Source organism: Geodermatophilus sp. SYSU D00703 (assembly GCF_054050155.1).
In genome coordinates this window covers 76,407-99,817 of the sequence record NZ_JBJGYU010000001.1, presented here as the reverse complement: position 1 = coordinate 99,817, position 23,411 = coordinate 76,407, and the positions used below count along the sequence as shown (strand labels likewise).

The 23,411-nt window shown below is 76.9% G+C and carries 24 protein-coding genes and 1 riboswitch; of the genes, 12 read left to right on the top strand and 12 right to left on the bottom strand.

What is annotated here, in order from left to right; translation table 11 throughout:
- Positions 1 to 4: 4 nt before the first annotated feature.
- Genes ACI782_RS00530 through ssd form a run of 4 tightly spaced genes read right to left on the bottom strand, consistent with a single transcriptional unit; the run spans position 5 to position 3,787 of the window.
- Positions 5 to 727, bottom strand: coding sequence for a type II secretion system F family protein (locus ACI782_RS00530; RefSeq protein WP_456904991.1), 723 nt, complete (start codon positions 725 to 727; stop codon positions 5 to 7).
- Positions 724 to 1,506 (bottom strand): type II secretion system F family protein, encoded by a 783-nt coding sequence (locus ACI782_RS00525; RefSeq protein ID WP_456904989.1) that lies wholly within the window; start codon positions 1,504 to 1,506, stop codon positions 724 to 726. The genes ACI782_RS00530 and ACI782_RS00525 overlap by 4 nt, the downstream gene beginning before the upstream one ends.
- Positions 1,503 to 2,651 (bottom strand): TadA family conjugal transfer-associated ATPase, encoded by a 1,149-nt coding sequence (locus ACI782_RS00520; RefSeq protein WP_456904987.1) that lies wholly within the window; start codon positions 2,649 to 2,651, stop codon positions 1,503 to 1,505. Before ACI782_RS00520 ends, ACI782_RS00525 begins: the two co-directional genes overlap by 4 nt.
- Positions 2,648 to 3,787 (bottom strand): septum site-determining protein Ssd, encoded by a 1,140-nt coding sequence (ssd, locus tag ACI782_RS00515; RefSeq protein WP_456904985.1) that lies wholly within the window; start codon positions 3,785 to 3,787, stop codon positions 2,648 to 2,650. Before ssd ends, ACI782_RS00520 begins: the two co-directional genes overlap by 4 nt.
- A 125-nt stretch (positions 3,788 to 3,912) precedes the next feature.
- Here ssd and ACI782_RS00510 point away from each other — a divergent pair, with 125 nt between their 5' ends.
- Positions 3,913 to 4,755, top strand: a complete 843-nt coding sequence (locus ACI782_RS00510) for an HAD-IB family hydrolase (protein WP_456904983.1) — start codon at positions 3,913 to 3,915, stop codon at positions 4,753 to 4,755.
- A 16-nt stretch (positions 4,756 to 4,771) separates the two neighbouring features.
- Here the strand turns inward: ACI782_RS00510 and ACI782_RS00505 are convergent, their stop codons facing one another.
- Both ACI782_RS00505 and ACI782_RS00500 read right to left on the bottom strand, forming a co-directional pair.
- A complete protein-coding gene (locus ACI782_RS00505) occupies positions 4,772 to 5,740 on the bottom strand; it encodes an aldo/keto reductase (RefSeq protein WP_456904981.1) in 969 nt (322 codons plus the stop codon).
- Between the two features lie 18 nt (positions 5,741 to 5,758).
- Entirely contained in the window at positions 5,759 to 6,547 is a 789-nt protein-coding gene (locus ACI782_RS00500; protein ID WP_456904979.1) for an oxidoreductase, read from the bottom strand.
- Between the two features lie 63 nt (positions 6,548 to 6,610).
- On the opposite strand from ACI782_RS00500, the gene ACI782_RS00495 reads away from it, so the two are divergent.
- From ACI782_RS00495 to ACI782_RS00485, 3 genes are read left to right on the top strand one after another with little or no spacing between them, the layout of a single operon-like run.
- A complete protein-coding gene (locus ACI782_RS00495; RefSeq protein WP_456904977.1) occupies positions 6,611 to 7,162 on the top strand; it encodes a histidine phosphatase family protein in 552 nt (183 codons plus the stop codon).
- 28 nt (positions 7,163 to 7,190) lie between these two features.
- Positions 7,191 to 7,712, top strand: a complete 522-nt coding sequence (cobU, locus tag ACI782_RS00490) for a bifunctional adenosylcobinamide kinase/adenosylcobinamide-phosphate guanylyltransferase (protein ID WP_456904975.1) — start codon at positions 7,191 to 7,193, stop codon at positions 7,710 to 7,712.
- 14 nt (positions 7,713 to 7,726) lie between these two features.
- The gene (locus ACI782_RS00485; RefSeq protein WP_456904973.1) at positions 7,727 to 8,464 is read left to right on the top strand and encodes an adenosylcobinamide-GDP ribazoletransferase; all 738 of its coding nucleotides are present in this window, start codon (positions 7,727 to 7,729) and stop codon (positions 8,462 to 8,464) included.
- A gap of 110 nt (positions 8,465 to 8,574) precedes the next feature.
- Here ACI782_RS00485 and ACI782_RS00480 read toward each other — a convergent pair whose 3' ends face one another.
- Positions 8,575 to 8,847: a hypothetical protein gene (locus ACI782_RS00480; protein WP_456904971.1), complete on the bottom strand. Its 273-nt coding sequence runs from the start codon at positions 8,845 to 8,847 to the stop codon at positions 8,575 to 8,577.
- A gap of 124 nt (positions 8,848 to 8,971) precedes the next feature.
- The gene (gene cobN, locus ACI782_RS00475) at positions 8,972 to 12,577 is read right to left on the bottom strand and encodes a cobaltochelatase subunit CobN (protein WP_456904969.1); all 3,606 of its coding nucleotides are present in this window, start codon (positions 12,575 to 12,577) and stop codon (positions 8,972 to 8,974) included.
- A gap of 54 nt (positions 12,578 to 12,631) precedes the next feature.
- Positions 12,632 to 12,695, bottom strand: a riboswitch (cobalamin riboswitch).
- A 125-nt stretch (positions 12,696 to 12,820) separates the two neighbouring features.
- Here cobN and ACI782_RS00470 point away from each other — a divergent pair.
- Both ACI782_RS00470 and ACI782_RS00465 read left to right on the top strand, forming a co-directional pair.
- Complete coding sequence (locus tag ACI782_RS00470) at positions 12,821 to 13,528, top strand: methyltransferase domain-containing protein (protein WP_456904967.1); 708 nt, start codon at positions 12,821 to 12,823, stop codon at positions 13,526 to 13,528.
- Positions 13,529 to 13,634: 106 nt separating this feature from the next.
- Complete coding sequence (locus tag ACI782_RS00465) at positions 13,635 to 14,417, top strand: PIG-L deacetylase family protein (RefSeq protein ID WP_456904965.1); 783 nt, start codon at positions 13,635 to 13,637, stop codon at positions 14,415 to 14,417.
- On the opposite strand, the gene ACI782_RS00460 is transcribed toward ACI782_RS00465, so the two are convergent.
- Entirely contained in the window at positions 14,356 to 14,799 is a 444-nt protein-coding gene (locus tag ACI782_RS00460) for a YunG family protein (protein ID WP_456904963.1), read from the bottom strand. The genes ACI782_RS00465 and ACI782_RS00460 overlap by 62 nt on opposite strands.
- Before the next feature lie 74 nt (positions 14,800 to 14,873).
- Positions 14,874 to 15,203 (bottom strand): tetratricopeptide repeat protein, encoded by a 330-nt coding sequence (locus ACI782_RS00455; RefSeq protein ID WP_456904961.1) that lies wholly within the window; start codon positions 15,201 to 15,203, stop codon positions 14,874 to 14,876.
- A 129-nt stretch (positions 15,204 to 15,332) separates the two neighbouring features.
- On the opposite strand from ACI782_RS00455, the gene ACI782_RS00450 reads away from it, so the two are divergent.
- The 6 genes from ACI782_RS00450 (at position 15,333) to ACI782_RS00425 (ending at position 22,061) form a co-directional block, all read left to right on the top strand.
- Positions 15,333 to 16,034, top strand: coding sequence for a DUF4383 domain-containing protein (locus tag ACI782_RS00450; RefSeq protein WP_456904959.1), 702 nt, complete (start codon positions 15,333 to 15,335; stop codon positions 16,032 to 16,034).
- 38 nt (positions 16,035 to 16,072) lie between these two features.
- Entirely contained in the window at positions 16,073 to 17,284 is a 1,212-nt protein-coding gene (gene cobG, locus ACI782_RS00445) for a precorrin-3B synthase (protein ID WP_456904957.1), read from the top strand.
- Positions 17,284 to 17,904, top strand: a complete 621-nt coding sequence (locus tag ACI782_RS00440; protein WP_456904954.1) for a precorrin-8X methylmutase — start codon at positions 17,284 to 17,286, stop codon at positions 17,902 to 17,904. The genes cobG and ACI782_RS00440 overlap by 1 nt, the downstream gene beginning before the upstream one ends.
- 37 nt (positions 17,905 to 17,941) lie before the next feature.
- Positions 17,942 to 19,447: a precorrin-2 C(20)-methyltransferase gene (locus ACI782_RS00435; RefSeq protein WP_456904952.1), complete on the top strand. Its 1,506-nt coding sequence runs from the start codon at positions 17,942 to 17,944 to the stop codon at positions 19,445 to 19,447.
- Positions 19,448 to 19,605: 158 nt separating this feature from the next.
- Complete coding sequence (mftD, locus tag ACI782_RS00430) at positions 19,606 to 20,775, top strand: pre-mycofactocin synthase MftD (protein WP_456904950.1); 1,170 nt, start codon at positions 19,606 to 19,608, stop codon at positions 20,773 to 20,775.
- Between the two features lie 53 nt (positions 20,776 to 20,828).
- Positions 20,829 to 22,061, top strand: a complete 1,233-nt coding sequence (locus ACI782_RS00425) for an MFS transporter (protein ID WP_456904948.1) — start codon at positions 20,829 to 20,831, stop codon at positions 22,059 to 22,061.
- 84 nt (positions 22,062 to 22,145) lie between these two features.
- Here the strand turns inward: ACI782_RS00425 and ACI782_RS00420 are convergent, their stop codons facing one another.
- Entirely contained in the window at positions 22,146 to 22,637 is a 492-nt protein-coding gene (locus tag ACI782_RS00420) for an FBP domain-containing protein (protein ID WP_456904946.1), read from the bottom strand.
- Positions 22,638 to 22,703: 66 nt separating this feature from the next.
- Complete coding sequence (locus tag ACI782_RS00415; protein WP_456904944.1) at positions 22,704 to 23,354, bottom strand: HAD hydrolase-like protein; 651 nt, start codon at positions 23,352 to 23,354, stop codon at positions 22,704 to 22,706.
- Between the last annotated feature and the right edge of the window lie 57 nt (positions 23,355 to 23,411).

Here is a 23,411-nt window from a genome sequence, read left to right as displayed (position 1 = left end):
GGCATCAGCCGAAGACGTCGGCGGCGATGCCGAGGACCAGGGGCACGACACCGAGGCAGAGGAAGGCGGGCAGGAAGCAGGCGCCGAGAGGAGCCAGCACCCACACGCCGGCCCTGCGGACGGCGGCGTCCCTGCGTCCCCGCTCCTCGGCACGGGTGTCCCCGGCCAGCGTCTGGAGCGAGAGCACGACCGCCGATCCGGACTCCCCCGCCCGGACCAGCACCCGCCCGAGACCCGCCAGCTCGGGCGGGACGGCGTCCCACGCCCGGCGAGGTGGCGCGCCCAGCCGGTACAGCCCGGCGACCGTGGCCAGCTCCGGACCGAGAGGCGCCGGCAGGGCACCTGCCACGGCGGCGAGGGCACGGCCGACGGGCAGGCCGGCCGAGAGGCACACCGCGAGCAGGTCGCAGGCCACCGGCAGGTCGGCGCTCAGCGGCGGCGCCTGCGACCCAACTCCCCCGTCCCGCCTCCGCAGCAGCCGCTCGCCGACGACGCCGACCAGCACGGCCGTGCAGAGGCCCAGCACGCCGCCGACGAGGAGTCCGCCGGCCAGCCCCGCTGCGCCGGCCAGGAACCACCGCCGACGCGGCCCGGGAGGCGCCGGTGCGCCGGACGCCTCGGCCGGCGACGGTGCGGCCAGGGAGCGCGCGCGGGCGGCGACGACCGAGCGGCCCGGCGACCAGACGACCAGCGCGGCCGCCAGGAGCAGGACCACGGCGGCACTCACCGCACGGCCCGGCGGGCGAGGCGGGACGTCCAGGCCAGTCCCGCGCCCTCGAGCGCCACCCCGACGACGAGCAGCACCTGGCCGGTGGGCGTCGTGGTGAGCACGTGCCACGGATCCGCGCCGATCCCGCTGCCCATCGCGAGGGCGAGGACGGGCAGCGCGGCCAGCAGCAGCGCACTGGCCCGGGACCCCGCCGTGGCCGAACGCAGGTCCGACCGCTGGCGGCGGCGGGCGCGCAGGTCGTCCTCGACGGCCGCGAGGACCGCGGCCAGGGAGCACCCGGTCCGCTGACTCAGCACCGCAGCCGCGGTCACCCGACGCAGCGCCTCCCCCAACTCCCCGGGGACGGCTCCCTCGGCGGCCGCCGGGCTCCGCACAGCCCGGACCAGGGCTCGTCCGCTCTCCTCGTCGGCGCAGGTGCTGGCGGCCGCCGCGGCCGCGGCCTCCAGGGTCCGGCCGGCGCGCAGCTCCGCGGCGAGCGCGGACAGCGCCTCGGCCAGAGCCGACACGCGAGCCTCCTCGCGCACCGCGGCCCGGCGCCGCGCCTCCGAGCGGGCGAGGAGGGCCGCGGCCGCCCCCGCCAGCACTGCCACCAGCCACGTGCTCGCCAGCACCCCGACCCCGACTGCGGCACCACCCCAGACGAGCGGCAGCGGCAGCGGAGGAGATCCCCGGGTCGGCCGCCGTCCGGTCAGCCCGGCCCACCGCGCCCGGCGGACCGCCCGCGCGTCCGGCCACAGCAGCAGGGCGGCGCCGAGCAGCACCAACGGACCGGTCACCGGAGCGGGCTCTCCGGTTCGAGGAGGTCGGCCAGCCGGTCCGCACCCGGGCACGGTCTCCCGTCGGCGCGCCAGCCGGGCTCCACCACCACGAGGTCACCGGCGCGGCGGACCACGCCGATCTCCTCGACCCGGCGCCCGGTCGGGGTGCGCCGCAGGTGCACGACCAGGGCCAGCGCGGCCGCCGCCTGGCTGTGCACCGCGAGCCGGTCCAGCCCCGCGGCCACACCGAGGGCCTCCAGCCGCGCCGGCACCTCGGCCGGCCGGTTGGCGTGCAGCGTGCCGCACCCGCCGTCGTGGCCGGTGTTGAGGGCGGCGAGCAGGTCGGTGACCTCGGCTCCACGCACCTCACCGACCACGAGCCGGTCCGGCCTCATGCGCAGCGCCTGGCGGACGAGGTCGCGCAGGGTCACCTCACCGACCGCCTCCACGTTCGGTGGCCGGGTGGCGAGGCGGACCACGTGCGGGTGTGCCGGCGCCAGCTCCGGAGCGTCCTCGCACAGCACCAACCGCTCCCCGGGCGGGACCAGGCCGAGCAGCGCCGACAGCAGCGTCGTCTTGCCCGACCCGGTGCCGCCGGTGACCAGGAAAGCCAGCCGGCGGGCGACCACGGCCGCGAGCAGGTCCGCCGACCGGCCGGGCAACGCGCCGCGGGCGGCCAGGTCGGCCAGCGGCATCGACGCGCGGCGGAGCACCCGCAGGGACAGGCACGTGCCGCTGCCCGACACCGGCGGGAGCACTGCGTGCAACCGCGTTCCGTCGGGCAGGCCGATGTCCACCCACGGGGCGGCGTCGTCCAGCCGGCGTCCGGCCGCGGCAGCCAGCCGGACGGCGAGCCGGCGGACGGCCTCCTCGTCGGGGAACCGCACCGGCGTGCGCTCCAGGCCCGCGCCCCGGTCGACCCACACCTCGTCGGCGCCGTTGACCAGCACGTCGCTCACGCCGGGCTGCCGCAGCAGCGGCTCGAGCGGCCCCGCGCCGGCCAGCTCGTCCACCGCCTCGCGGACCGCACGCAGCACCTCCTCGTCGGCCAGCAGGCCGCCGGACTCCTCCCGCACCACCGTGGCGACCGCAGCCCGCGTGGGGGCCTCCGGCTCGAGGGCCAGGCGCGCCCGGACCCGGTCGACCAGCGCTCCCCCGCTCACGCCGCGACCCCGGTGACCGGGGGCAGCTCCGCCAGCACGCGCCGGGCCAGCGAGCCCAGCGGGGAGCGGAGGCCGAGCTGCGGGGGCTCACCGCGCTCGCCACGGGCCACCGCGCTGCGGTCGTGCCCCAGCTCGGCGAGCACGGGGCGGCCGACGACGTCGGCGACCTCGTCCGCGGACAGCCCGCCGGGGACCGGCCGCACGACGAGGCGGGCCGCGGCCCAGGCCCCCGGCGACCCGTCGGCGCGCGCCTCGACCAGCGCGCGCGCCGCCGACGCCGCGCGCAGCCGGCCCGGGACGACCAGCACCGCCAGCTCGGCGTCGGCGAGGACCAGGTCGGCCACCTCCGCGCCGGCGGTGCGCGGGAGGTCGACGACGACCGGCCAGCCGCCCGCGCGGGCCGCCTCGACCACCGCGCCGACCGCCGGGGCCGGGATCTCCCCCGGCGACGAGCGGGAGGCGGCCAGCACGGACACCCCGGCCACGTCCGGCAGCGCCGCCATCAGCGCGTCGCCGGCCACGCGGCCGCGCAGGCCGGCCAGTTCCGGCCAGCGCACCCCCTCGGCGCGCTCGGCACCCAGCAACAGGTCCAGGCCACCCCCGAAGCCGTCGGTGTCGACGAGCAGGACGCCGTCGGCCCCGGGCGCCGCGGTGAGGGCGACCGCGGCCGCGAGCGTGCTGGCGCCCGCGCCGCCACAGCTCCCGCCGACCACCAGCAGCCGGCCGCGATCGACCGGCCGGCGCAGCGCCGAGGTCACCCGGGACAGCAGCCACTGCTCGTCGTGGGGCAGCACGACCACGCGTTCCGCGCCGAGCTCCACCGCGGCGGCCCAGGCCGGCGCGGGCAGTTCTGTCGGGGCCACGACCACGACGCCGGGCCTCCGGGGCAGCCCGCGCACGGAGCCGGTGGCGAGCACGTCGGCACCCAGCAGGACCAGGGGCGCCTCGCGGTGGGCCCGGCGCAGCGCCGGGCCGCCCGTGGCCACCTCCGGTTCGGCGCCGGCGGCGGCCAGCACCCGCAGGAGGTCGTCGAGGAGGTCCTCGTCGCTGCTGGCGAGGAGGGGGCGGGCAGGCGTCCGGGGGGCAGGCGTCCGGGGGGCAGGCGTCCGGGGGGCAGGCGTCCGGGGGGCAGGCACGCGTCCAGCCCAGTGCGAGCAGATCCGGGACGGGAGGGGCGCGCGGGATCTGTGGATGACCCGATGGGGTGTGGACACCGCGCGATCCGCGTCACCGTCAGCCGGTCCACTTACAGTCATGAACCGTGACCCGCGCAGCGGCGTTCTTCGACCTGGACAAGACGGTCATCGCCAAGTCGAGCACGCTCGCCTTCGGCCGGCCGTTCTTCCAGGGTGGACTGATCAACCGCCGCGCCGTCCTCAAGGGCGCCTACGCGCAGTTCGTGTTCTCCCTGTCCGGCGCGGACGCGCAGCAGATGGAGCGGATGCGGGCGCAGATCACGCAGATGTGCACGGGCTGGGACGTCGCCACGGTGCACGACATCGTGCGGGAGACGCTGCACGACATCGTGGACCCGCTGGTCTACGCGGAGGCCGCCGACCTCATCGAGGAGCACCGGGCGGCCGGGCGCGAGATCGTGATCGTCTCGAGCAGCGGCGCCGAGATGGTGGAGCCGATCGGCGAGATGCTGGGCGCCGACCGGGTGGTGGCCACCCGCATGGTGACCGTCGACGGCCGCTACACCGGCGAGATCGAGTTCTACGCCTACGGGGAGAACAAGGCGGTCGCGGTCCGCGAGGTGGCCGCCGAGAGCGGCTACGACCTGGCCGACTGCTTCGCCTACAGCGACTCGGTCACCGATCTCCCGATGCTCTCGGTGGTGGGGCACCCCACCGCGGTCAACCCCGACCGGGCACTGCGCCGGGCCGCGGCCGAGCGGGGCTGGCCGGTGCTGGAGTTCAGCCGCCCCGTGTCGATGCGGTCCCGCTTCCCGGTCCCGACCGCCCCGGTGGTGACCGGCGCCGCCATGGGCGTGGGCGCCGCGGTGGTGGGCCTGGCCTGGTACGCCCGCCGGCGGACGCTGCGCGAGGGAGCGCTCGGCCCGTCGGCCCCGTCGAGCGGTCGACGGCGCCGCCGAGGCGCCTGACGGAGATCCCGCCGGCTCAGCCGGGCAGGTGCTCGCGCAGGCGGTCCACCAGGGTGCGCACCGCCGACACGGGCCGGAACGCACGCCCCGCAGCGGTGAGCGCCGCCTGCTCGTCCGGGCGGAGCGGAATCTCCGCGGCGGCGGCGTTGGCCTCGACCTGGGCGACGCTCGACGCCCCCGGGATCACCACCACGCGCGGCAGGGAGACCAGCCAGGCCAGCGCGACCTGGGCCGGGGTGACGTCGTGGGCGGCGGCGACCTCCCGCAGCACGTCGAGCAGCGGCTGCGCCCGTCGGAGGTTCTCCGTGCCGAACAGCGGGTTGGCCGCCCGCACGCCACCGGGCCGGTTGTCCACGCCGTACCGGCCGCCCAGCAGTCCCTGGGCCAGCGGGCTGTAGGCCATGACCATCCGGTTCTCCCGCTCGGCGAAGGGCACCAGGTCCTCCAGCGGCCCGGGCGCGGCGAGCGAGAAGTGCACCTGGTTGCTGACCACCGGCCGGCCCAGCGCGGCGTCGGCGGCCTCCCAGCGGTGGAGGGAGTAGTTCGAGACGCCGACGGCGCCGATGCGACCGGCGTCGAGCAGGTCGCGCATGCCGGGCATGATCACCGAGTCCGGGACCAGCGGGTTGGGCTGGTGGACCTGGTAGAGCGGGATCCGGTGCAGGCCCAGCCGGCGGGCACTGCCGGCCAGGCGGTTGCGCACCACCGGCGGGAACGGGGCGACCGGGAAGACCTTCGTCGCGACCACCACGCCGGCCCGCTCCGGGCCCAGCGCGTCGCCGAGGATCCGCTCGCTGCGACCGAAGCCGTAGACCTCCGCGGTGTCGAAGAGGGTGATGCCCAGGTCCCGCGCCCGGCGGACGATGCGGCCCGCTTCCCCGGAGGCGTAGGCGTCGCCGTACCCCCACTCGCGCGAGCCGAACTGCCAGGTGCCCAGGCCGACCCGGCTGACCGCACCGAGCCCGTCGACGTCGAGAGTGCGCACGTCGCCCAGTCTGCCCGCTCAGCCGCGGAGGACGGCCTCGGCGATCGCCAGTCCCTCCAGCGCCCCGTGCTCGGTGGCCCGGCAGCAGTGCACGAGCCACGCCGCCACGCCCTCGGGCTCGCCGGTGGCGTACCCGGCCAGCGTGCGCGCGTACTCCTCCCGGCCGAGCTCCACGAACCCGACCTCGGGTACCGAGACCGCCTTCGGGTCCAGACCCCGGGCGATGCCGGTCAGCCGGGCGGCCGCCCGCGCCACGACACCGTCCGCCGTCCCGAACGGCGCCAGGGCGGCCAGCTCCCCGTGGACCAGCGCTGCCACCAGCACGGCGGGCACCGTGCTCGCACCGGTCACCACGGCGAACAGCCCGCTCAGCCGGGGGCCGGCGTGCGGTTCGGGGCGGCCCAGGTCGGCCCGGTCGGCGAGGTCGGCCGCAGCCAGCACGTGCAAGCGGGCGAGGACCTGGCCCGGCGCCCGCGACCACGTCTCGACCATCGACCCGAGGGCGACCGACGTGCGCAGTGCTCCCTGCACGACCGGGTCCTCCACCCGACCGGCGCGCAGGTCGGGCAGCGGGAGGTCGACCCCCTCGAGGGCGGCGGACGCGCGGGCGCCGCGCAGCGCCGACTCGGTGCTGACCTCGGCCGACCGGTTCCGCATGAGCCGGTGGCGCAGCAGCCGGTCGATGGCGGCCCGGGCGCCGTCGGCCGCCTCCTGCACGCCGGGCAACCCCAGGAGCGGGGCGAGCGGATCAGGACCGCTCGGGCGGGGAGCGGGCCGGGCGGCGCCGGGTCGCACGGGGATGCTCACGGCGACGACGGTACGAGGGAAGAGTCGGGAGCCGGCGCCGGGCTGGCTACGCTGCCTCCCACCATGGCCCAGCCGCTGACCCTCCTCCTCGTCCGTCACGGGCAGAGCGAGTGGAACGCCGCGGGCCTGATGCAGGGCCAGACCGCCCACGTGCCGCTCACCGGGCTCGGGCACACCCAGGCGGCCGAGGCCGCCGGCGAGCTGGCCGCCCTGCGGCCCGGTGCGTTGGTGTCCAGCGACCTGCGCCGGGCGGTGCAGACCGCCGAGCACTGCGCCGCGGCGACCGGCCTGCCGTTCACCACCACCCCGGCGCTGCGCGAGCAGGGCTACGGCGTGCTCGAGGGGCGCCTGTCACGGGAGCTGTGGGACGTCGTCGACTGGACCGATCCGCACTGGGCGGCCGAGGGCGGCGAGAGCCTGGCCGAGCTGTACGGGCGGGTCGCGGCCTACCTCAAGCACCTGTGCGCCGAACCCCCCGCCGACGTGATCGCCCTGGTCACCCACGGTGACACCATCCGGGCCGCGCAGGCGGTCGCCGCCGGGCTGGGCGCCGACGCGCTGCCGGCCGTCACGCCGCCCAACGGGACCGTCACCCGGCTGGAGCTCGTGCTGTGACAGTCGTCCCGTGACCGGGGGTGCTCCTGTGAGCAAGGTGCTCGTACTGGGCGGCTCCCGGTCGGGCAAGTCGGGGTACGCCGAGCACCTGATGGCGGCCGCCGACGCCGTCACCTACCTGGCCACGTCCCCCCCGGCGCCGGGCGACGCCGAGTGGGCCGCCCGCGTGGCGGCGCACCGGGCCCGGCGCCCGGCCTCCTGGACGACGGTGGAGACCACCGCCCCCAGCGACCTGCTGCGCCGGGGCACGGTGCTGGTCGACAGCGTCACCACCTGGGTCGCGGCACTCATGGACGAGACCGGCGTGTGGACCGACGCGCCCGGTGCCGCGGCCCGGCTGGCCGCCCGCTGCGACGCCCTGGTCGACGCCTGGACCACGACCCCCGCGCACGTGGTGGCCGTCTCCGACGAGGTGGGGCTCGGGGTGGTGCCGGAGACGCGGTCGGGCCGGTTGTTCCGGGACACCCTGGGCGCGGTCAACCAGCGGCTGGCCGGCACCGCCGACGAGGTGTGGTTCGTGATCGCCGGGCTCCCCCAGCGGCTGCGATGAGGTGGACCGGCCCGTTGGAGTCCGCCGCGCTGCTCACCGTCCTACGGGTCCCGGCGCGCGCGACGGCCTCCACCAGGGGCGTGCTCCCGTGGGCCCCGCTGGTGGGGCTGGTGCTGGGCGGGGTCGCCGTCGGGGTCGCCGTGGCCGGCGCCCGGCTGGTCTCCCCGCTGGTCGGAGCCGTGCTGGGCATCGCCGTCCTGGCCGTGCTGACCCGCGGGCTGCACCTGGACGGGCTGGCCGACACCGCCGACGGGCTGGGCCCGCTGCGGGGCCGCGAGCGGGCTCTGCAGGTCATGCACCAGGGCGACGTCGGCCCGTTCGGCGTGGTGACGGTGCTGCTGACCGTCCTGCTGCAGGTGGCGTCCGCGGCGACGCTGCTGGCCACGGACACCGGCTGGGCGGCGCTCTGGCTGACCCCCGTCGTCGCCCGGCTGGCGATGGCCCGCACCGGGCTGCCCGGCGTCCCGACGGCCGAGGGCTCGGCGCTGGGCCGGTCCGTCGCGGGCACGGTGTCGGCGTCGTGGCTGGCCGCGTGCCTCCTCGCCACGGCCGCCCTGCTGGTCGCCGCCGCGGGGGGTGACCTCGTACGCGCCGGTCAGCTCGCGGTCAGCGCGGTCGCCGGCCTGGTCGCGGCCGAGGTCCTGCTGCGCCGGGCCCGCGCCCGGCTGGGCGGCGTCACCGGCGACGTCATGGGGGCGATGGGAGAGACCGCGGCGGCGGCCACCCTGCTGGTAGCCGCCGCGCTGGGCTGAGTGCGGCCCCGTCCAGAGGCTCGCCGTGGCCCCGTCCCGGGACCCGCCCCGAGCTCGCGAAGGGTGGGGAGGACGGGGTCCTTCGCCGGTGAGGGGGACGGGGCCCTCCCTCAGTGGCGGTGGAGCAGGCCGCCCACGAGCCCCCTCAGCCCGCCGGAGGCGGCGGTCGTCGGCCGGCCCCTGCCCGTGGCCATCGTCCCCCGGCCCATGCCCCGGCCCGTGGCCGTCGCCTTGCGACCCATGCCGCGGCCGGTGGCCGTCGCCTTGCGCCCGAAGCCGCGGCCGGTGTCCATCGTCTTCCGGCCCATGCCGCGGCCGGTGGCCGTGGCCTTGCGGCCCATGCCGCGGCCGGTCGCCGTCCCGCGGCCGGTGGACCGTGCCATCCCCCGTCCCGTGGCGCGACCGCCGCGGGTCGCGGAGCGCGCAGTGTTCTCTGCCCTGCCCATCAGTCGTCCGAGGATGCTCATGCCGGAGGGGTACCCCGTCGCCACCCGGCGATGCACGCGATCAGCCTCCGGCGCCCTGCTGGGCCGGGGTCTCGCCGCCCTCGAGATCTCCCTCGGTGTCGAGGTAGGCCTGCTGCAGCTCGGCCAGCAGGGCGGGGTCCGGCGCGGCCCACATCCTCCGGTCGACCGCCTCCAGCAGCCGCTCCGCGATGCCGTGCAGGGCCCACGGGTTGGACCGCTCGAGGAACTCCCGGTTCTCCGGGTCCAGCACGTAGGCCTGCGCGAGACCCTCGTACATCCAGTCGGCGACCACGCCGGTGGTGGCGTCGTAGCCGAACAGGTAGTCCACGGTCGCGGCCAGCTCGAAGGCGCCCTTGTAGCCGTGCCGGCGCATCGCCTCCAGCCACCTCGGGTTGACCACCCGGGCGCGGAACACCCGGGCGGTCTCCTCGGTGAGCGACCGGGTGCGCACCGACTCCGGTCGCGTGGAGTCGCCGATGTAGGCCCGGGGCGACGAACCGGTCAGCGCCCGCACCGTGGCCACCATCCCGCCGTGGTACTGGAAGTAGTCGTCGGAGTCGGCGATGTCGTGCTCGCGGGTGTCGACGTTCTTCGCCGCGACCGCGATCCGCCGGTAGGCCGCCTCCATGTCCGGCCGGGCGGCCACGCCGTCGAGCCCGCGCCCGTAGGCGTAGCCGCCCCAGACGGCGTAGACCTCGGCCAGGTCGGCGTCCCCGCGCCAGTCGCGGGAGTCGATCAGCGGCAGCAGACCGGCCCCGTAGGCGCCGGGCTTGGACCCGAACACCCGCGTCGTCGCCCGGCGCCGGTCGCCGTGCTCCGCCACGTCCGCCTCGACGTGCGCCCGCACGAAGTTGTCGGACGGCGGCTCGTCCAACGACGCCGCCAGCGTCACGGCGTCGTCGAGCATGGTCACCACGTGCGGGAAGGCGTCGCGGAAGAAGCCGGAGATCCGCACGGTGACGTCGATCCGCGGCCGCCCCAGCTCGTCGAGGGGCACCGGTTCGAGCCCGGTCACCCGCCGCGACGCGTCGTCCCACACCGGGCGGACGCCGAGCAGCGCGAGCACCTCCGCGACGTCGTCCCCCGAGGTCCGCATGGCCGACGTCCCCCACACGGACAGACCGACGGACGGCGGGTACGTGCCGGTGTCGGCCAGGTAGCGCGACAGCAGCGACTCGGCCATCGCCTGGCCGGTCTCCCACGCCAACCGCGACGGGACCGCGCGCGGGTCGACCGAGTAGAAGTTCCGCCCGGTCGGCAGCACGTTGACCAGCCCGCGCAGCGGCGACCCGGACGGGCCTGCGGGCACGTAGCCGCCGTCGAGGGCGTGCAGGACGGCGTCCACCTCGTCGGTGGTGCGCTCCAGCCGCGGGACCACCTCGTCGACGGCGAACCGGAGCACCGCCTCGACCGGCTCCGACGGCCCACCCAGGACGGCGGCCACCACCGAGGGCACCGCCCCCGGCGCCCAGCCGGCGGCCTCCATGCCCGACACCAGCGCGGCCGCGAGCGACTCCACCGCGTCGGTGTCCGTGCGGGACGCGCCGTCGGCCAGCCCCAGCGCCTCCCGGAGACCGGGCAGCGCCACCGCACCGCCCCAGATCTGCCGCGCGCGGAGCATCGCCAGCACCAGGTCCACGCGGTCGGCACCGGTCGGGGGCACGCCCAGCACGTGCAGGCCGTCGCGGATCTGCGAGTCCTTGATCTCACAGAGCCAGCCGTCGACGTGCAGGATCATCTCGTCGAAGTGCTCGTCCGCCGGGCGCTCGTCCAGCCCGAGGTCGTGGTCCAGCCGGGCCGCCTGCAGCAGCGTCCAGATCTGCGCCCGGACGGCGGGCAGCTTCGCCGGGTCCATCGCCGCGACGTTGGCGTGCTCGTCGAGCAGCTGCTCCAGCCGGGCGATGTCGCCGTAGGAGTCGGCGCGGGCCATCGGCGGCACCATGTGGTCGACCAGCGTGGCGTGCGCCCGGCGCTTGGCCTGCGAGCCCTCCCCCGGGTCGTTGACCAGGAACGGGTAGACCAGCGGCAGGTCGCCGATCGCGGCGTCCGGCGCGCACGAGGCCGACAGCCCGACCGTCTTGCCCGGCAGCCACTCCAGGTTGCCGTGCTTGCCGACGTGCACCAGCGCGTGCGCCCCGAACTCCGACCGCAGCCACCAGTAGGCGGCCAGGTAGTGGTGGGACGGCGGCAGGTCCGGGTCGTGGTAGATCGCGATCGGGTTCTCCCCGAAGCCGCGCGGGGGCTGCACCATCACCACGACGTTGCCCGCCCGCAGCGCGGCGAAGACGATGTCGCCGCCGTCCACGAACAGCGAGCCCGGCGGCTCCCCCCAGTGCTCGACCACCGCCGACCGCAGGTCCTCGGGCAGCGTGTCGAAGAACGCGCGGTAGGACGCGGCCGGGATGCGCACCGGGTTGCCCGACAGCTGCTCGTCGGTCAGCCAGTCGGCGTCCTGCCCGCCGGCGGCGATGAGCGCGTGCACCAGGGCGTCGCCGTCGAGGTCCGCGACGCCCGGCAGCGCGCCGGGCCCGTCGAACGGGCCGATGTCGTAGCCGGCGCCGGACATGGCGGCCAGCAGGCGGACGACGGAGGCCGGGGTGTCCAGCCCGACGGCGTTGCCGATGCGGGCGTGCTTGGTCGGGTAGGCCGAGAGCATGACGACGACCCGGCGGTCGGCGGGGGCCGTGTGCCGCAGCCGGGCGTGCGCGACCGCGGTCCCGGCGACCCGGGCGGCCCGCTCGGGGTCGGCGACGTAGCTGGTCAGCCCGTCGACGTCGGTCTCCTTGAACGAGAACGGCACGCTGACCAGCCGGCCGTCGAACTCCGGGATCGCCACCTGGTTGCCGACGTCCAGCGGCGAGAGCCCGTCGTCGTCGGCCAGCCACTCCTCGCGGGAGCGGGTCAGGCACAGCCCCTGCAGCACCGGCACGTCGAGGGTGGCCAGCGCGCCGACGTCCCACGCGCCGTCGTCCCCACCGGCCTGCGCGGCGGCCGGGCGCGAGCCGCCGGCCGCCAGCACGGTGACCACCAGCGCGTCGGCGGCGCGCAGCGTCTCCAGCAGGGCGGGGTCGACGGCGCGCAGCGTCGAGGTGAACACCGGCAGGGCCCGCCCCCCGGCGTCCTCGATCGCGGCGCACAGCGACTCGACGAACGCGGTGTTCCCCGCCAGGTGGTGCGCCCGGTAGTAGAGGACGGCGACGGTCGGACCGCCCCCGGCGGACGCCCGCTCCAGCACGCCCCAGTCCGGCGCCACCGCCGGCGGCTCGAACCCCTCGCCGGTGAGCAGCACGGTGTCGGACAGGAAGCGGTGCAGCTGGACCAGGTTGCCCGGCCCGCCCTGCGCCAGGTAGCCGTGCGCCTCGGTCGCCACGCCCATCGGCACGGTGGACAGCGCCATCAGCTCGGCGTCGGGGAGCTGCTCCCCGCCGAGGACGACGACCGGCGCCGGCCCGGCCAGCAGCGGCGCGAGCAGCTCCTCGAACTGCCGCCGCACCCCCAGCAGCCGGACGACGACCAGGTGCGCGCCGTCGACGAGGGCGGCGATCCCGTCGGGGTCGAGCCGGGCGGGGTTGCCCAGCCGCCAGTCGGCGCCGCTCGCGCGGGCGGAGAGCAGGTCGGTGTCGCTGGTGGACAGCAGCACGAACACGGGCAGGTCCTCACTCGGGGTCCGCGCCCCGGGTCGTCGGGCACGGCAGCCGGCGTGTCTGGCTTCGCCCGGGAGGGGCTCACAGTGGCGGGACCGCGCCGGGTTCGCACCGGCTTCCGCGCGCACTGCCGTGATGGGCCGGAACGCTACCGCCGGCCGCCGTCCCTCATCGCAGCAGCAGGCGTCCGCCCCCGGCCGGCGGGGGTGGCCGCCGGCGGGGTGGGTCGGGCAGGCTCGGCCGGCGTGGTGGACCCCGCGCTGCGCCCCGGGGCGCGCGACATCGGGGCGTACCTGGTCAGCGCCCGGTCCTTCGCGGAGTACCGGGCGATGTTCGCCCTCTCCGACGCCGACCTCGCCGGTCGCGTCCTGGACTGCCCCGGTGGCGGCGCCGGCTTCAGCGCGGTCGCCCGGGCCCGCGGGATCGACGCGGTCGCCGTCGACCCGGTCTACGCGACCGCACCCGAGGCGCTCGAGGCCCGGCTCGCCGAGGAGCTGGAGCGCGGCCGGGCCTGGGCCGGGGCGCACGCCGACCGCTACGTCTGGGACTTCCACGGCGACCTCGCCGGCCACACCCGGGTCCGGGCGGAGGCGGCGCGGGCCTTCGCCGCCGACCGCGCCGCCGCGCCCGGCCGGTACCTCTGCGCGGCCCTGCCCGCGCTGCCGTTCCGCGACGGCGCGTTCGACCTCGTCCTCTCCTCCCACCTGCTGTTCACCTACGCCGACCGGCTCGACCGCGCGTTCCACCGGGCGGCGCTGCTGGAGCTCGCGCGGGTCAGCCGCGGTCCGGTGCGGGTCTACCCGCTGGTCGACCAGGCCGGCTACCCGCTGCCCGACCTGGTCGCCGGGCTGGTCGCGGACCTCGCCGCGGCCGGGGTCGCGGCGGAGGTCCGGGACGTCGGGTACGAGTTCCAGCGCGGCGCGCGGTCGATGCTGCAGCTCACGCGGGGCTGACGCCGTCCACCCGGGCGGCTCCTCCCGGTGGCGACGCTCCGCCGGTGCCGGCGGTCCTCGCCGCGGACCGGCCGCGGGCGTCCGGCCCGGCCCTACCCTCCCGCGCATGGGTCCGCCCCCGGTGGCGCCGTTCCCCGCGGATGCCTTCTCCCGAGTCCTGTGCGTGGTCGCCCACCCCGACGACGTCGAGTACGGCACGTCCTCGGCCGTCGCCGCCTGGACCGCGCGGGGGATCGACGTCGCCTACCTGCTGCTCACCCGGGGTGAGGCGGGCATGGACGCGCTCCGGCCGGAGGAGACGGCGCGGCTGCGGACGGCGGAGCAGATGGCGGCGGCCGACGTCGTCGGCGTCACCGACGTGCGGTTCCTCGACCACCCCGACGGCGTCCTGGAGTACGGGCTGGACCTGCGCCGCGACATCGCGCGGGTCATCCGTGGGTACCGGCCCGACGCGCTGCTCATCGGGTCGTGGGAGGTCGAGTTCGTCGCCGGCCTCAACCAGGCCGACCACCGGGTGGCCGGGCTGGCGGCAGTGGACGCGCTGCGGGACGCCGGCAACCGCTGGGTCTTCCCCGAGCTGCTGGACGAGGGGCTCGAGCCCTGGCCGGTGCGGTGGCTGCTGGTGGGCGGCTCCGAGCGGCCCACCCACGGCGTCGACGTGACCGGCGAGCCGCTGGCGCGCGGCGTGGCCTCGCTGGAGGCGCACGGCCAGTACCTGGCGGGCATCCCCGGGCACCCGCCGCCGCGGGCGATGATCCCCGGGATCACCGCGCTGCAGGGCCCGGCCCTGGGGGTCCAGCACGCGGTCCTGTTCCGGGCGTTCGACTTCACCGCCCCGCCGCCGATCGCCCTGGAGGCGATGCGGGCGGCTGCCGAGCAGGTCGGCTGACCCACCCCGCGAGCGCGGCGCTGACCCGGGCCCGCAGCCGCAGGTACTGCTCGGCGCAGCGGCGCGGCGGGCCCGGCGGCCGCTCGACGACCAGCGGTGCCTGGACCACCTCGTGCGGCGCGAACTGCTCGCGGGTGAGGTCGACCTCGGTGCCGTCGGGCAGCCGGTTCCACCAGTGGACGCCCTGCCGGGAGCCGTCCGGCCGGAGCACGTCGGCCAGCAGCAGCTCCCCGCCGAGCAGGTCGTGCACCGTCAGCGCGGTGGCACCGCACTGGCCGCGGGCCGGGTTCGCCGGGGTCCAGTCCGCCAGGTCCACGTCGTCGCAGGTCTCGCGGCACCAGGCCGCCCGCACGGCGGCGGTGACGTCGTCCAGGGTGGGCACGCCGGCAGGGTGCCAGCCGCTGCCGACAGGCCGGTCGGCCGGCGCCGAGGGCGGTCACCCGGCGCCGAGGGCGGTCACTCCGCGCCGAGGGCGTCGGCCACCCGGTGGTGCGGAGCGGCCTCGTCGGCCCGGCTCTGCCGCTCCAGCGTGCGGGCCAGGGCGCGTCGCGCCCACCCGTTGGCCGGGGCGAGCTCGACCAGCCGGGTCAGCGTCTCCTCGGCGCGGGCGAGCTGGGCGGAGCCGAAGTAGGCGCGGGCGAGCAGCTCGAGCGCGGCCTGGTTGCCGGGCTCGGCCTCGACGACGACCGCGAGCACCTTCGCCGCCTCGATCGGCTGGCCCATCGCGAGGAACAGGTCCGCACGGAGGAACTCCGAGTGCAGGTCGGTCTCGAACGGCTGGGTCATGTCCCGGTCAACAGCAGCGAGAGCTCCGCCCTTCCCTGCACTCCGGCCGGGAAACCGTTCCCCCGACCGCATCCCGGAGCCCTCCGAGGGCGAAGAATGGGCACCGTCCCACTCCTCAGGGGAGTCGTCATGGCACTTCGACTGCACCTCCCGCACCGCACCACACCGCGCCCCACGGCCGAGGAGAGGCACCTGGGCGCCCGCGTGTTCGCGGTCCAACGCACCGGCGCCATCGCGGTTGCGGTGTTCCTCCTGGTCTTCGGCCTGCTCGGCTTCGCCGGCGGCCTGGACTACTTCTCCACCGACGGCCAGCGCATCCTCGGCCTGTCGTCCAACGGCCTGCTGTCGACCATCTCGGTCGTCGTGGCGGTCGTGCTCCTCGTCGCCGCCGCGCGCAGCCCGCGCACCGCCTCGACGGTGATGATCGTCGTCGGCGTCCTGTTCCTGCTCTCCGCCCTGGTCAACCTGGCGGTGCTGCGGACGTCGTTCAACCTCCTGGCGTTCGAGTTCAGGAACGTCGTCTTCTCCGTCGTCGTCGGCCTGCTCCTGCTCGTGCTCGGCGCCTACGGCCGGATCGGCGGGCACCTGCCCGAGGACAGCCCGTACGCGCACCCGCACGCGGCCGAGGCCGAGGACGACGACGAGTTCCCGTCCACCCCGGCGGAGGTCGCCGCCGAGCGGGCGATGCGCGAGGCCGAGGTCGCCGTGGTCCAGCACCTGGCGACCGAGGACCAGCGACGCCGGGTCGAGGCGATGTCCCGGGTGCACGCGCGGGCCGACCGCCGCCGGGTGTGGATGTCGTTCGACGACAGCGAGCGCGAGCTGCGCTGACGGTCCCGGCGCGGGCGGGACGTACCCTCGCCTGCGCCATGACCGCCACCGCCCGTCTCCGCAGCGACGCCTGCCCCGGCGCGCTGCAGACCCACGCCGCGGCCGACGGGTCGCTGGCCCGGGTGCGGGTGCCCGGCGGCCTGCTGCCCGCCCGGCGGCTACGGGTCCTCGCCGGCGCGGCGCGCGACCTCGGGGACGGCGCGCTGGAACTGACCAGCCGGGGCAACGTGCAGCTGCGCGGCCTGGCGCCCGGGACGGAGGCCGAGCTCGGCGACCGCCTCGCCGCGGCCGGCCTGCTGCCCAGCGCCGCGCACGAGCGGGTGCGCAACGTGCTGGCCAGCGCGCTGACCGGCCGGGCCGGCGGTCGCCTCGACGTCCGCCCCTGGGTGGCCGCGCTCGACGCCGGGCTGTGCGCGGAGCCGGCGTTCGCCGAGCTGCCGGGCCGGTTCCTGGTGACCCTGGACGACGGCCGCGGCGACGTCGCCGGGCTCGGTGGGGACGTCGGGCTGCGCGCGCTGTCCCCGGCCACCGTCGCGCTGACCCTCGCCGGCGCCGACACCGGCCTGCGCGTGGCCCCCGAGGACGCGGTGCCCCTCGCCCTCGCCGCGGCCCGGGCCTTCCTCGACGAGCGCGCCGCGCAGGGGTCGGGCGCCTGGCGGGTCGCCGAGCTCGACGGCGGCCCCGCGCGCGTCGCCGCCCGGCTCCTCACGACCGTGTCGCCCGACGCGCGGGGAACCGGAGGTCTCCCCGAGGAGGGTGGGCAGCGGCTCCGCGGCGCCGGGGAACGGCACCTGGCCGCGGTGTCGTCCGGCGGACGACCGTGTGGCCGCCTCCGCCAGGACGACGGGCGGGTCGCGCTGGTCGCCGTCGTCCCGCTGGGCCGGCTGACCGCCGACCAGGCCGAGCTGCTCGCCGCCACGGCCGACGACCTCCAGCTCACGCCGTGGCGCAGCGTCGTCCTGCCCGACCTGCCCGACGACGCGGCGGCGCCCGCGCTCACCGCGGCCGGTCTCGTGCTCGACGCGGACAGCGCCTGGCTGCGGGTCACCGCCTGCACCGGGCAGCCGGGCTGCGCGAAGAGCCGCGCCGACGTCCGCGCGGACGCCGAGCACGCCGTCACGACCGGCGTCCTGCCCGCGGGCGGCGCCCGCCAGCACTGGGCCGGGTGCGAGCGCCGCTGCGGGCGTCCGCGGGGCGAGGTCGTGGACGTGGTGGCGACGGGGACCGGATACCGGATCGGGAAGGCGTGATGTTCGAGTACGTGAAGGACGGCGCGGAGATCTACCGGCGCTCGTTCGCGACCATCCGCGCCGAGGCCGATCTCGCCGGGCTGCCCGACGACGTCGCCCGCGTGGCGGTGCGGATGATCCACGCCTGCGGGCAGGTCGATCTCGTCGAGGACCTCGCCTTCTCCCCCGGCGTCGTCGCGCGGGCCCGGGAGGCGCTCGACGCCGGCGCCCCGGTGCTCTGCGACGCCCGGATGGTGGCCTCGGGCATCACCCGCCGCCGGCTGCCGGAGGACAACGACGTCGTCTGCACCCTGGACGACCCGCGCACGCCCGGCCTCGCCGCGGAGCTGGGCACGACCCGCACCGCGGCGGCGCTGGAGCTCTGGCGCGACCGGCTCGGCGGCGCGGTCGTGGCCATCGGCAACGCGCCCACCGCGCTGTTCCACCTGCTGGAGATGCTCGCCGCGGGCGCGCCCCGGCCGGCCGCGGTCGTCGGCGTCCCGGTCGGCTTCATCGGCGCGGCGGAGTCCAAGGACGCGCTGGCCGCCGGCGACCTGGAGTTCCTCGTCGTGCGGGGCCGGCGCGGGGGCAGTGCGATGACCGCGGCCGCGGTGAACGCGATCGCGAGCGACGTCGAGTGAGGGCAGAGATGGCCATCTCTGCCCGGGAGGGCGGGCGGTGACGGGGAAGCTGTACGGGGTCGGGCTGGGCCCCGGCGACCCGGAACTGGTCACCGTCAAGGCCGCGCGGCTGATCGGCGCCGCCGACGTCGTCGCCTTCCACGCCGCGCAGCACGGCCGGTCGGTGGCCCGCGCCCTGGCCGCGCCCTACCTGCGCGACGGGCAGGTCGAGGAGCTGCTGGTCTACCCGGTCACCACCGAGACCACCGACCACCCCGGCGGCTACCAGGGCGCCATCGACGCGTTCTACGAGGCGGCCGCCGCCCGGCTGGCCGCCCACCTCGACGCCGGGCGCGACGTCGTCGTCCTGGCCGAGGGGGACCCGTTCTTCTACGGGTCCTACATGCACATGCACAAGCGGCTGGCGCACCGCTACCCCACCGAGGTCGTGCCCGGCGTGACCAGCGTGAGCGGGGCGTCGGCGGCGGTGGGCCGGCCGCTGGTGGCGCGCGACGAGGTGCTCACCGTGCTGCCCGGCACGCTCGGCGCCGACCGCCTGGCCGAGGAGCTGGCCACCACCGACTCGGCCGCGGTGCTCAAGCTGGGCCGCACGTTCCCGCAGGTGCGGGAGGCGTTCGACCGTGCCGGCGTCCTCGACCGCGCGCTGTACGTCGAGCGGGCCACCACCGGCCGCCAGCGCTGCCTGCCGCTGGCCGACGTCGACCCCGCGACCGTCCCCTACTTCTCCCTCGCCCTCCTGCCCAGCCCCCTGACCGGCCCGGTCCCGGTGCCCGAGCAGCACGACGAGCACGCACCGCGCACCGGCGAGGTGGTCGTGGTCGGCCTCGGCCCGGGCCGCCGCTCGTGGACCACGCCGGAGGCCGCCGAGGCGCTCGCCGCCGCCGACGACCTGGTCGGCTACGGCCCCTACCTCGACCGCGTGCCGGTCAACCCGCGGCAGACCCGGTACCCGAGCGACAACCGGGTGGAGGCCGAGCGGGCGGCGCACGCCCTCGAGCTGGCGCGGGGCGGACGCCTGGTCGCGGTGGTCTCCAGCGGCGACCCCGGCGTCTTCGCGATGGCCGCGGCGGTGCTCGAGGTGGCCGCCCGGCCGGAGTTCAGCGGCGTCCCGGTGCGGGTGCTGCCCGGGCTCACCGCCGCCCAGGCCGTCGCCGCGCGCGTGGGCGCCCCGCTGGGGCACGACTTCGCCGTCCTCAGCCTGTCCGACGTCCGCAAGCCGTGGGACGTCGTCGTCGACCGGCTGCGCCACGCCGCCGCGGCCGACCTGGTGATCGCCCTCTACAACCCGCGCTCGACGGCCCGGCCGCACCAGCTGGGCCGGGCGCGGGACGTGCTCCTGGAGGTGCGGGACCCGGGGACCGTCGTCGTGGTCGGCCGGGACGTCGGCGGGCCGGAGGAGCGGGTCACCGTCACCACGCTGGGCGAGCTCGACCCGGAGACGGTCGACATGCGCTGCCTGGTCCTCGTCGGCTCCTCGCAGACCCGGGTCAGCCCGACCGGCGCCGTCTACAGCCCCCGCTCGCACCCGTCCTCCCGAGACTAGAAGGACCCCCTCCTCCCCACCCCTCGCACGCTCGGGGCGGGCCCCGGGAGGGAGCCACGTGACACTCAGTGCCACGGCCTGGCACCATGTCGCCCGACGTGGCAGGCGTCACCCCGGGACGCCGACGCCGGACGACCGCTGAGTGCAGAGGAGCTCTCATGGCGAGCACCAAGGACTGGTTCGAGACCGTCGAGGAGGCCCAGCACCGCGCGAGGAAGCGGCTGCCCCGGTCGGTCTACCTGGCGCTGGTGGCCGGCACCGAGAAGGGGCTGACCGCCAACGACAACGTCGCCGCCTTCGACGAGATCACCTGGCGGCCGCACGTCGCCGACCTCTCGGCCAAGCGCGAGACGGCGACGACGGTCATGGGCCAGCAGGTGTCCATGCCGGTGCTCATCTCCCCCACCGGCGTGCAGGCGGTGCACCCCGACGGCGAGGTCGCCGTCGCCCGCGCCGCCAAGAACGAGGACGTCGCGATGGGGCTGTCCTCCTTCGCCAGCAAGCCGGTCGAGGAGGTCGGCGCCGCCAACGACAAGCTGTTCTTCCAGATGTACTGGGTCGGCTCGCGCGAGACGATCCTCGCCCGCGCCGAGCGCGCCCGAGCCGCCGGCGCCAAGGGCCTGATCATGACCCTGGACTGGTCGTTCGCCTCCCGCCGCGACTGGGGCAGCCCGCCGATCCCCGAGAAGATCGACGTCAAGAACGCGCTCAAGTTCGCCCCCGAGGTGGTGCGCAAGCCGCGCTGGCTGGCCACCTACCTGCGCTCCGGGTCGATCCCCGAGCTCAGCGTGCCCAACCTGGCCCTCGAGGGTCAGCAGCCGCCGAACTTCTTCGGCGCCTACGGCGAGTGGATGGGCACGGCGCTGCCGCGCTGGGAGGACGTCGCGTGGCTCCGCGAGCAGTGGGGCGGGCCGTTCATGCTCAAGGGCGTCACCCGGGTCGACGACGCCCGCCGCGCGGTGGACGCCGGCGTGACCGCCATCTCCGTCTCCACGCACGGCGGCAACAACCTCGACAGCACCCCCGGCGCCGTCCGCTCGCTGCCGGCGATCGTCGACGCCGTCGGCGGTCAGGTCGAGGTCGTCATGGACGGCGGCGTCCGGCGCGGCGCCGACGTGGTGAAGGCGATGGCCCTGGGCGCCAAGGCCGTGATGATCGGCCGCGCCTACCTGTGGGGGATGGCCGCGGGCGGCGAGCGCGGCGTGCAGAACGTGCTGTCGATCATCCGGCAGGGCATCGACGAGGCGCTGCTCGGCCTGGGCAAGTCGTCGGTGCACGACCTCACCCGCGAGGACGTCGTCCTGCCGGCGGACTTCGAGCGGCGCTGACCCGGGGCGATCCGCCGCCCGCGGGAATGCGGTCGCGGCGGGAGGGCTTGCTGGTGGTCGTGCCCTCCCGCCGCCTGCCGCCCAGAGCCGCCTTCTGGTCGGCCGCGACGTTGCTCGTCCTGGTGCTCGCCGCCTCCGGCGTCCCGTCGCCGCTCTACCGCGTCTACCAGGAGCGGTTCGGGTTCTCGGCCGGCGTGCTGACGACGGTCTTCGGCATCTACGCGATCGCGCTGCTCGGCGCCCTGCTGGTGGTGGGCCGGCTCTCCGACCACGTCGGGCGGCGGCCGGTGATCGCCGTCGGCCTGTTGCTGCAGGTCGGCGCGAGCGTGCTGTTCCTCGCGGCGGACGGCGTGGGCTGGCTGCTGGCCGCGCGGGTCGTGCAGGGCCTGTCCGTCGGTGCCCTGACCGGCACGCTCGGGGCGGTGCTGCTGGACCTGCAGCGCCGCGACCGGCCCCTGGCGCCGATGCTCAACAGCGCGTCGCCCACGGTCGGGCTGTCCCTCGGCGCGGTGGGCGCCGGCGTGCTGGTCGAGTACGCCGCCGAGCCGACCCGCTGGGTCTTCGCCCCGCTCGCGGTCGCCTTCCTGCTCGCCACCGCGGTCGTGGCGGCGCTCCCGGAGACCTCGCCGCGGACGCCGGGCGCGCTCGCGTCGCTGCGCCCGCAGTTGCGGGTGCCCCGCGCGCACCGCACGGCCTTCCTCGTCGCACTGCCCTGCATGGTCGCCATGTGGGCGCTGGGCGGGCTCTACCTCTCCCTCGGCCCGTCGCTGGCGGTCGAGGTCTTCGGGGTCGACGACCACCTCGTCGGCAGCCTGCTCATCCTCGCCATGCAGGGCACCGGCGCACTCGCCTCGATCACCATGTGGCAGGTGCGCCCGCACCGGTCGATGCTCTCCGGCGCGCTGCTGTTCGCCGCCGGGGTCAGCGTCGCCATCGCCGCGCTGGTCACCGGCTCGCTGACGCTGTTCTTCATCGCCTCGGTGGTGTCCGGGTTCGGCTTCGGCTCGGCATTCCTGGGCGCGATGGGCACCATCACCGCGGGCGTCGCGCCCGGCGACCGCGCGGGGCTGCTCTCCAGCGTCTACGTGGTCGGGTACCTCGCCTTCAGCGTGCCGGCGATCGTCGCGGGGGTCGTCGTCGGCGCGGTCGGGCTGCGGCCGACCGCCGAGGGCTACGCCGCGGTGCTCGTCGTCCTCACGGCGATCGCGGTGGCCGGCCTGCTGCGCCGCCGCCGCACCCTGCGCCGGGCGGCGCCGGTCGAGCAGGCCGAGCCGGTCGCCGCCTGAAAGAGGACCCCGTCCTCCCCACCCCTCGCAGGCTCGGGGCGGGCCCCGGACGGGGCCGGATCGGGCGCTCGGCCGGCGTCTGGGTCACCGGCGGACGGCGGCGAGGAAGCTGAGCACGCGCCGGCGCAGCTCACCGGCCCGCTCGGTCACGACCTCCGCCGGGTCGCGGTCCTGCAGCCACGGCGGGATCTCCGTCCGGACCCGGTGCGAGCAGGCGAGGTCGGCGCAGATGTAGGAGCCGACGGTGTTGCCGTTGCGCCCGGCCGCGCCCACCCGCCTCGCGGTGAACAGCGAGACGCCGTCCCCGGGCTGCGCCGTCTGGCAGAGCAGGCACATGGCCGCCGTCCGGCTGGACATGCGGCTGTCGGCGGCACGGACGGCGACGCCGACGGGCTGCTCGTCGACCTCCAGGACCAGGTAGCCGCGCAGCGGCGCCTTCGGGTCCCGCCAGCCCAGCACCTCCAGCTCGGCCCAGTCCAGTTCGCCGAAGCCCGCCGGCAGCACCAGGCTGTCGGCCTCCCCCCGGGAGCAGTTGACGAACGAGCGGCGTACCTGCCGTTCCGTCAGCGCGTGCACCGTGCTCGTTCCTCTCCTCGTCCGGCGATGACCGGCGGACATCATGCACGGACGGCCGCCGATCGCTCAGCCGAGTTCCCGGTCCAGCGCCGTCAGGACCTCCGCGGGGGTGGCGGCGACGACCGCCGCACCGGCGTCCTCCAGTTCGCCGTCCGGCGCGGGGCCCCAGCCGGCGCCGATGCAGGGCAGCCCGTGCGCCGCGGCGCCCAGCACGTCGTGGGCCCGGTCACCGACCAGCACCGGGTCACGGCCCCCGGGGTGCGCGGCCAGCGCGGCGGCCACGACCTGGTCCTTGTGCCGGACGGCGCCGTCGAGGGTCGCCCCGTGCACGCCCGCGAACGCGGCGAGCAGCCCGGTGTGCGCCAGCACGCGGACGGCGAAGGTCTCCGGCTTGCTCGTGGCCACCGCGAGCGTGGCGCCGGCGGCGCGCAGGCCGGCCAGGAGTTCCGGGATGCCGTCGTGGACGCTCACGTCGAGCAGCGCGCCCGCGGCGTAGTGCGCCCGGTAGGCGGCCACCGCGCGCGGGACGTCGTCCGGCGGCACCCCGAGCACGAGGGCGAAGCCGTCCTGCAGGGGCGGGCCGACCATCCCCCGCAGCTGCTCCGGGGTGGGCTCGGACCGGCCCAGTGCGGCCGCGGCCACCCGCACCGACGCCCAGATCCCCGGGGTCGAGTCGACGAGGGTGCCGTCGAGGTCGAACAGGACCAGCCTGGTCACCGGGCGGGCACCCCCCGGTTCGGGGATCGACCGATCGGGGGCCCGCACTGGCGTGGC

Bases quoted from the DNA above. Each gene is read 5' to 3' on its own strand.
- ACI782_RS00495 (WP_456904977.1), top strand. From the start codon at position 6,611: ATGGCCCAGCCGCTGACCCTCCTCCTCGTCCGTCACGGGCAGAGCGAG.
- ACI782_RS00480 (WP_456904971.1), bottom strand. From the start codon at position 8,847: ATGGCACGGTCCACCGGCCGCGGGACGGCGACCGGCCGCGGCATGGGC.
- ACI782_RS00465 (WP_456904965.1), top strand. From the start codon at position 13,635: ATGGGTCCGCCCCCGGTGGCGCCGTTCCCCGCGGATGCCTTCTCCCGA.
- ACI782_RS00455 (WP_456904961.1), bottom strand. From the start codon at position 15,203: ATGACCCAGCCGTTCGAGACCGACCTGCACTCGGAGTTCCTCCGTGCG.
- ACI782_RS00450 (WP_456904959.1), top strand. From the start codon at position 15,333: ATGGCACTTCGACTGCACCTCCCGCACCGCACCACACCGCGCCCCACG.
- cobG (WP_456904957.1), top strand. From the start codon at position 16,073: ATGACCGCCACCGCCCGTCTCCGCAGCGACGCCTGCCCCGGCGCGCTG.
- ACI782_RS00440 (WP_456904954.1), top strand. From the start codon at position 17,284: ATGTTCGAGTACGTGAAGGACGGCGCGGAGATCTACCGGCGCTCGTTC.
- mftD (WP_456904950.1), top strand. From the start codon at position 19,606: ATGGCGAGCACCAAGGACTGGTTCGAGACCGTCGAGGAGGCCCAGCAC.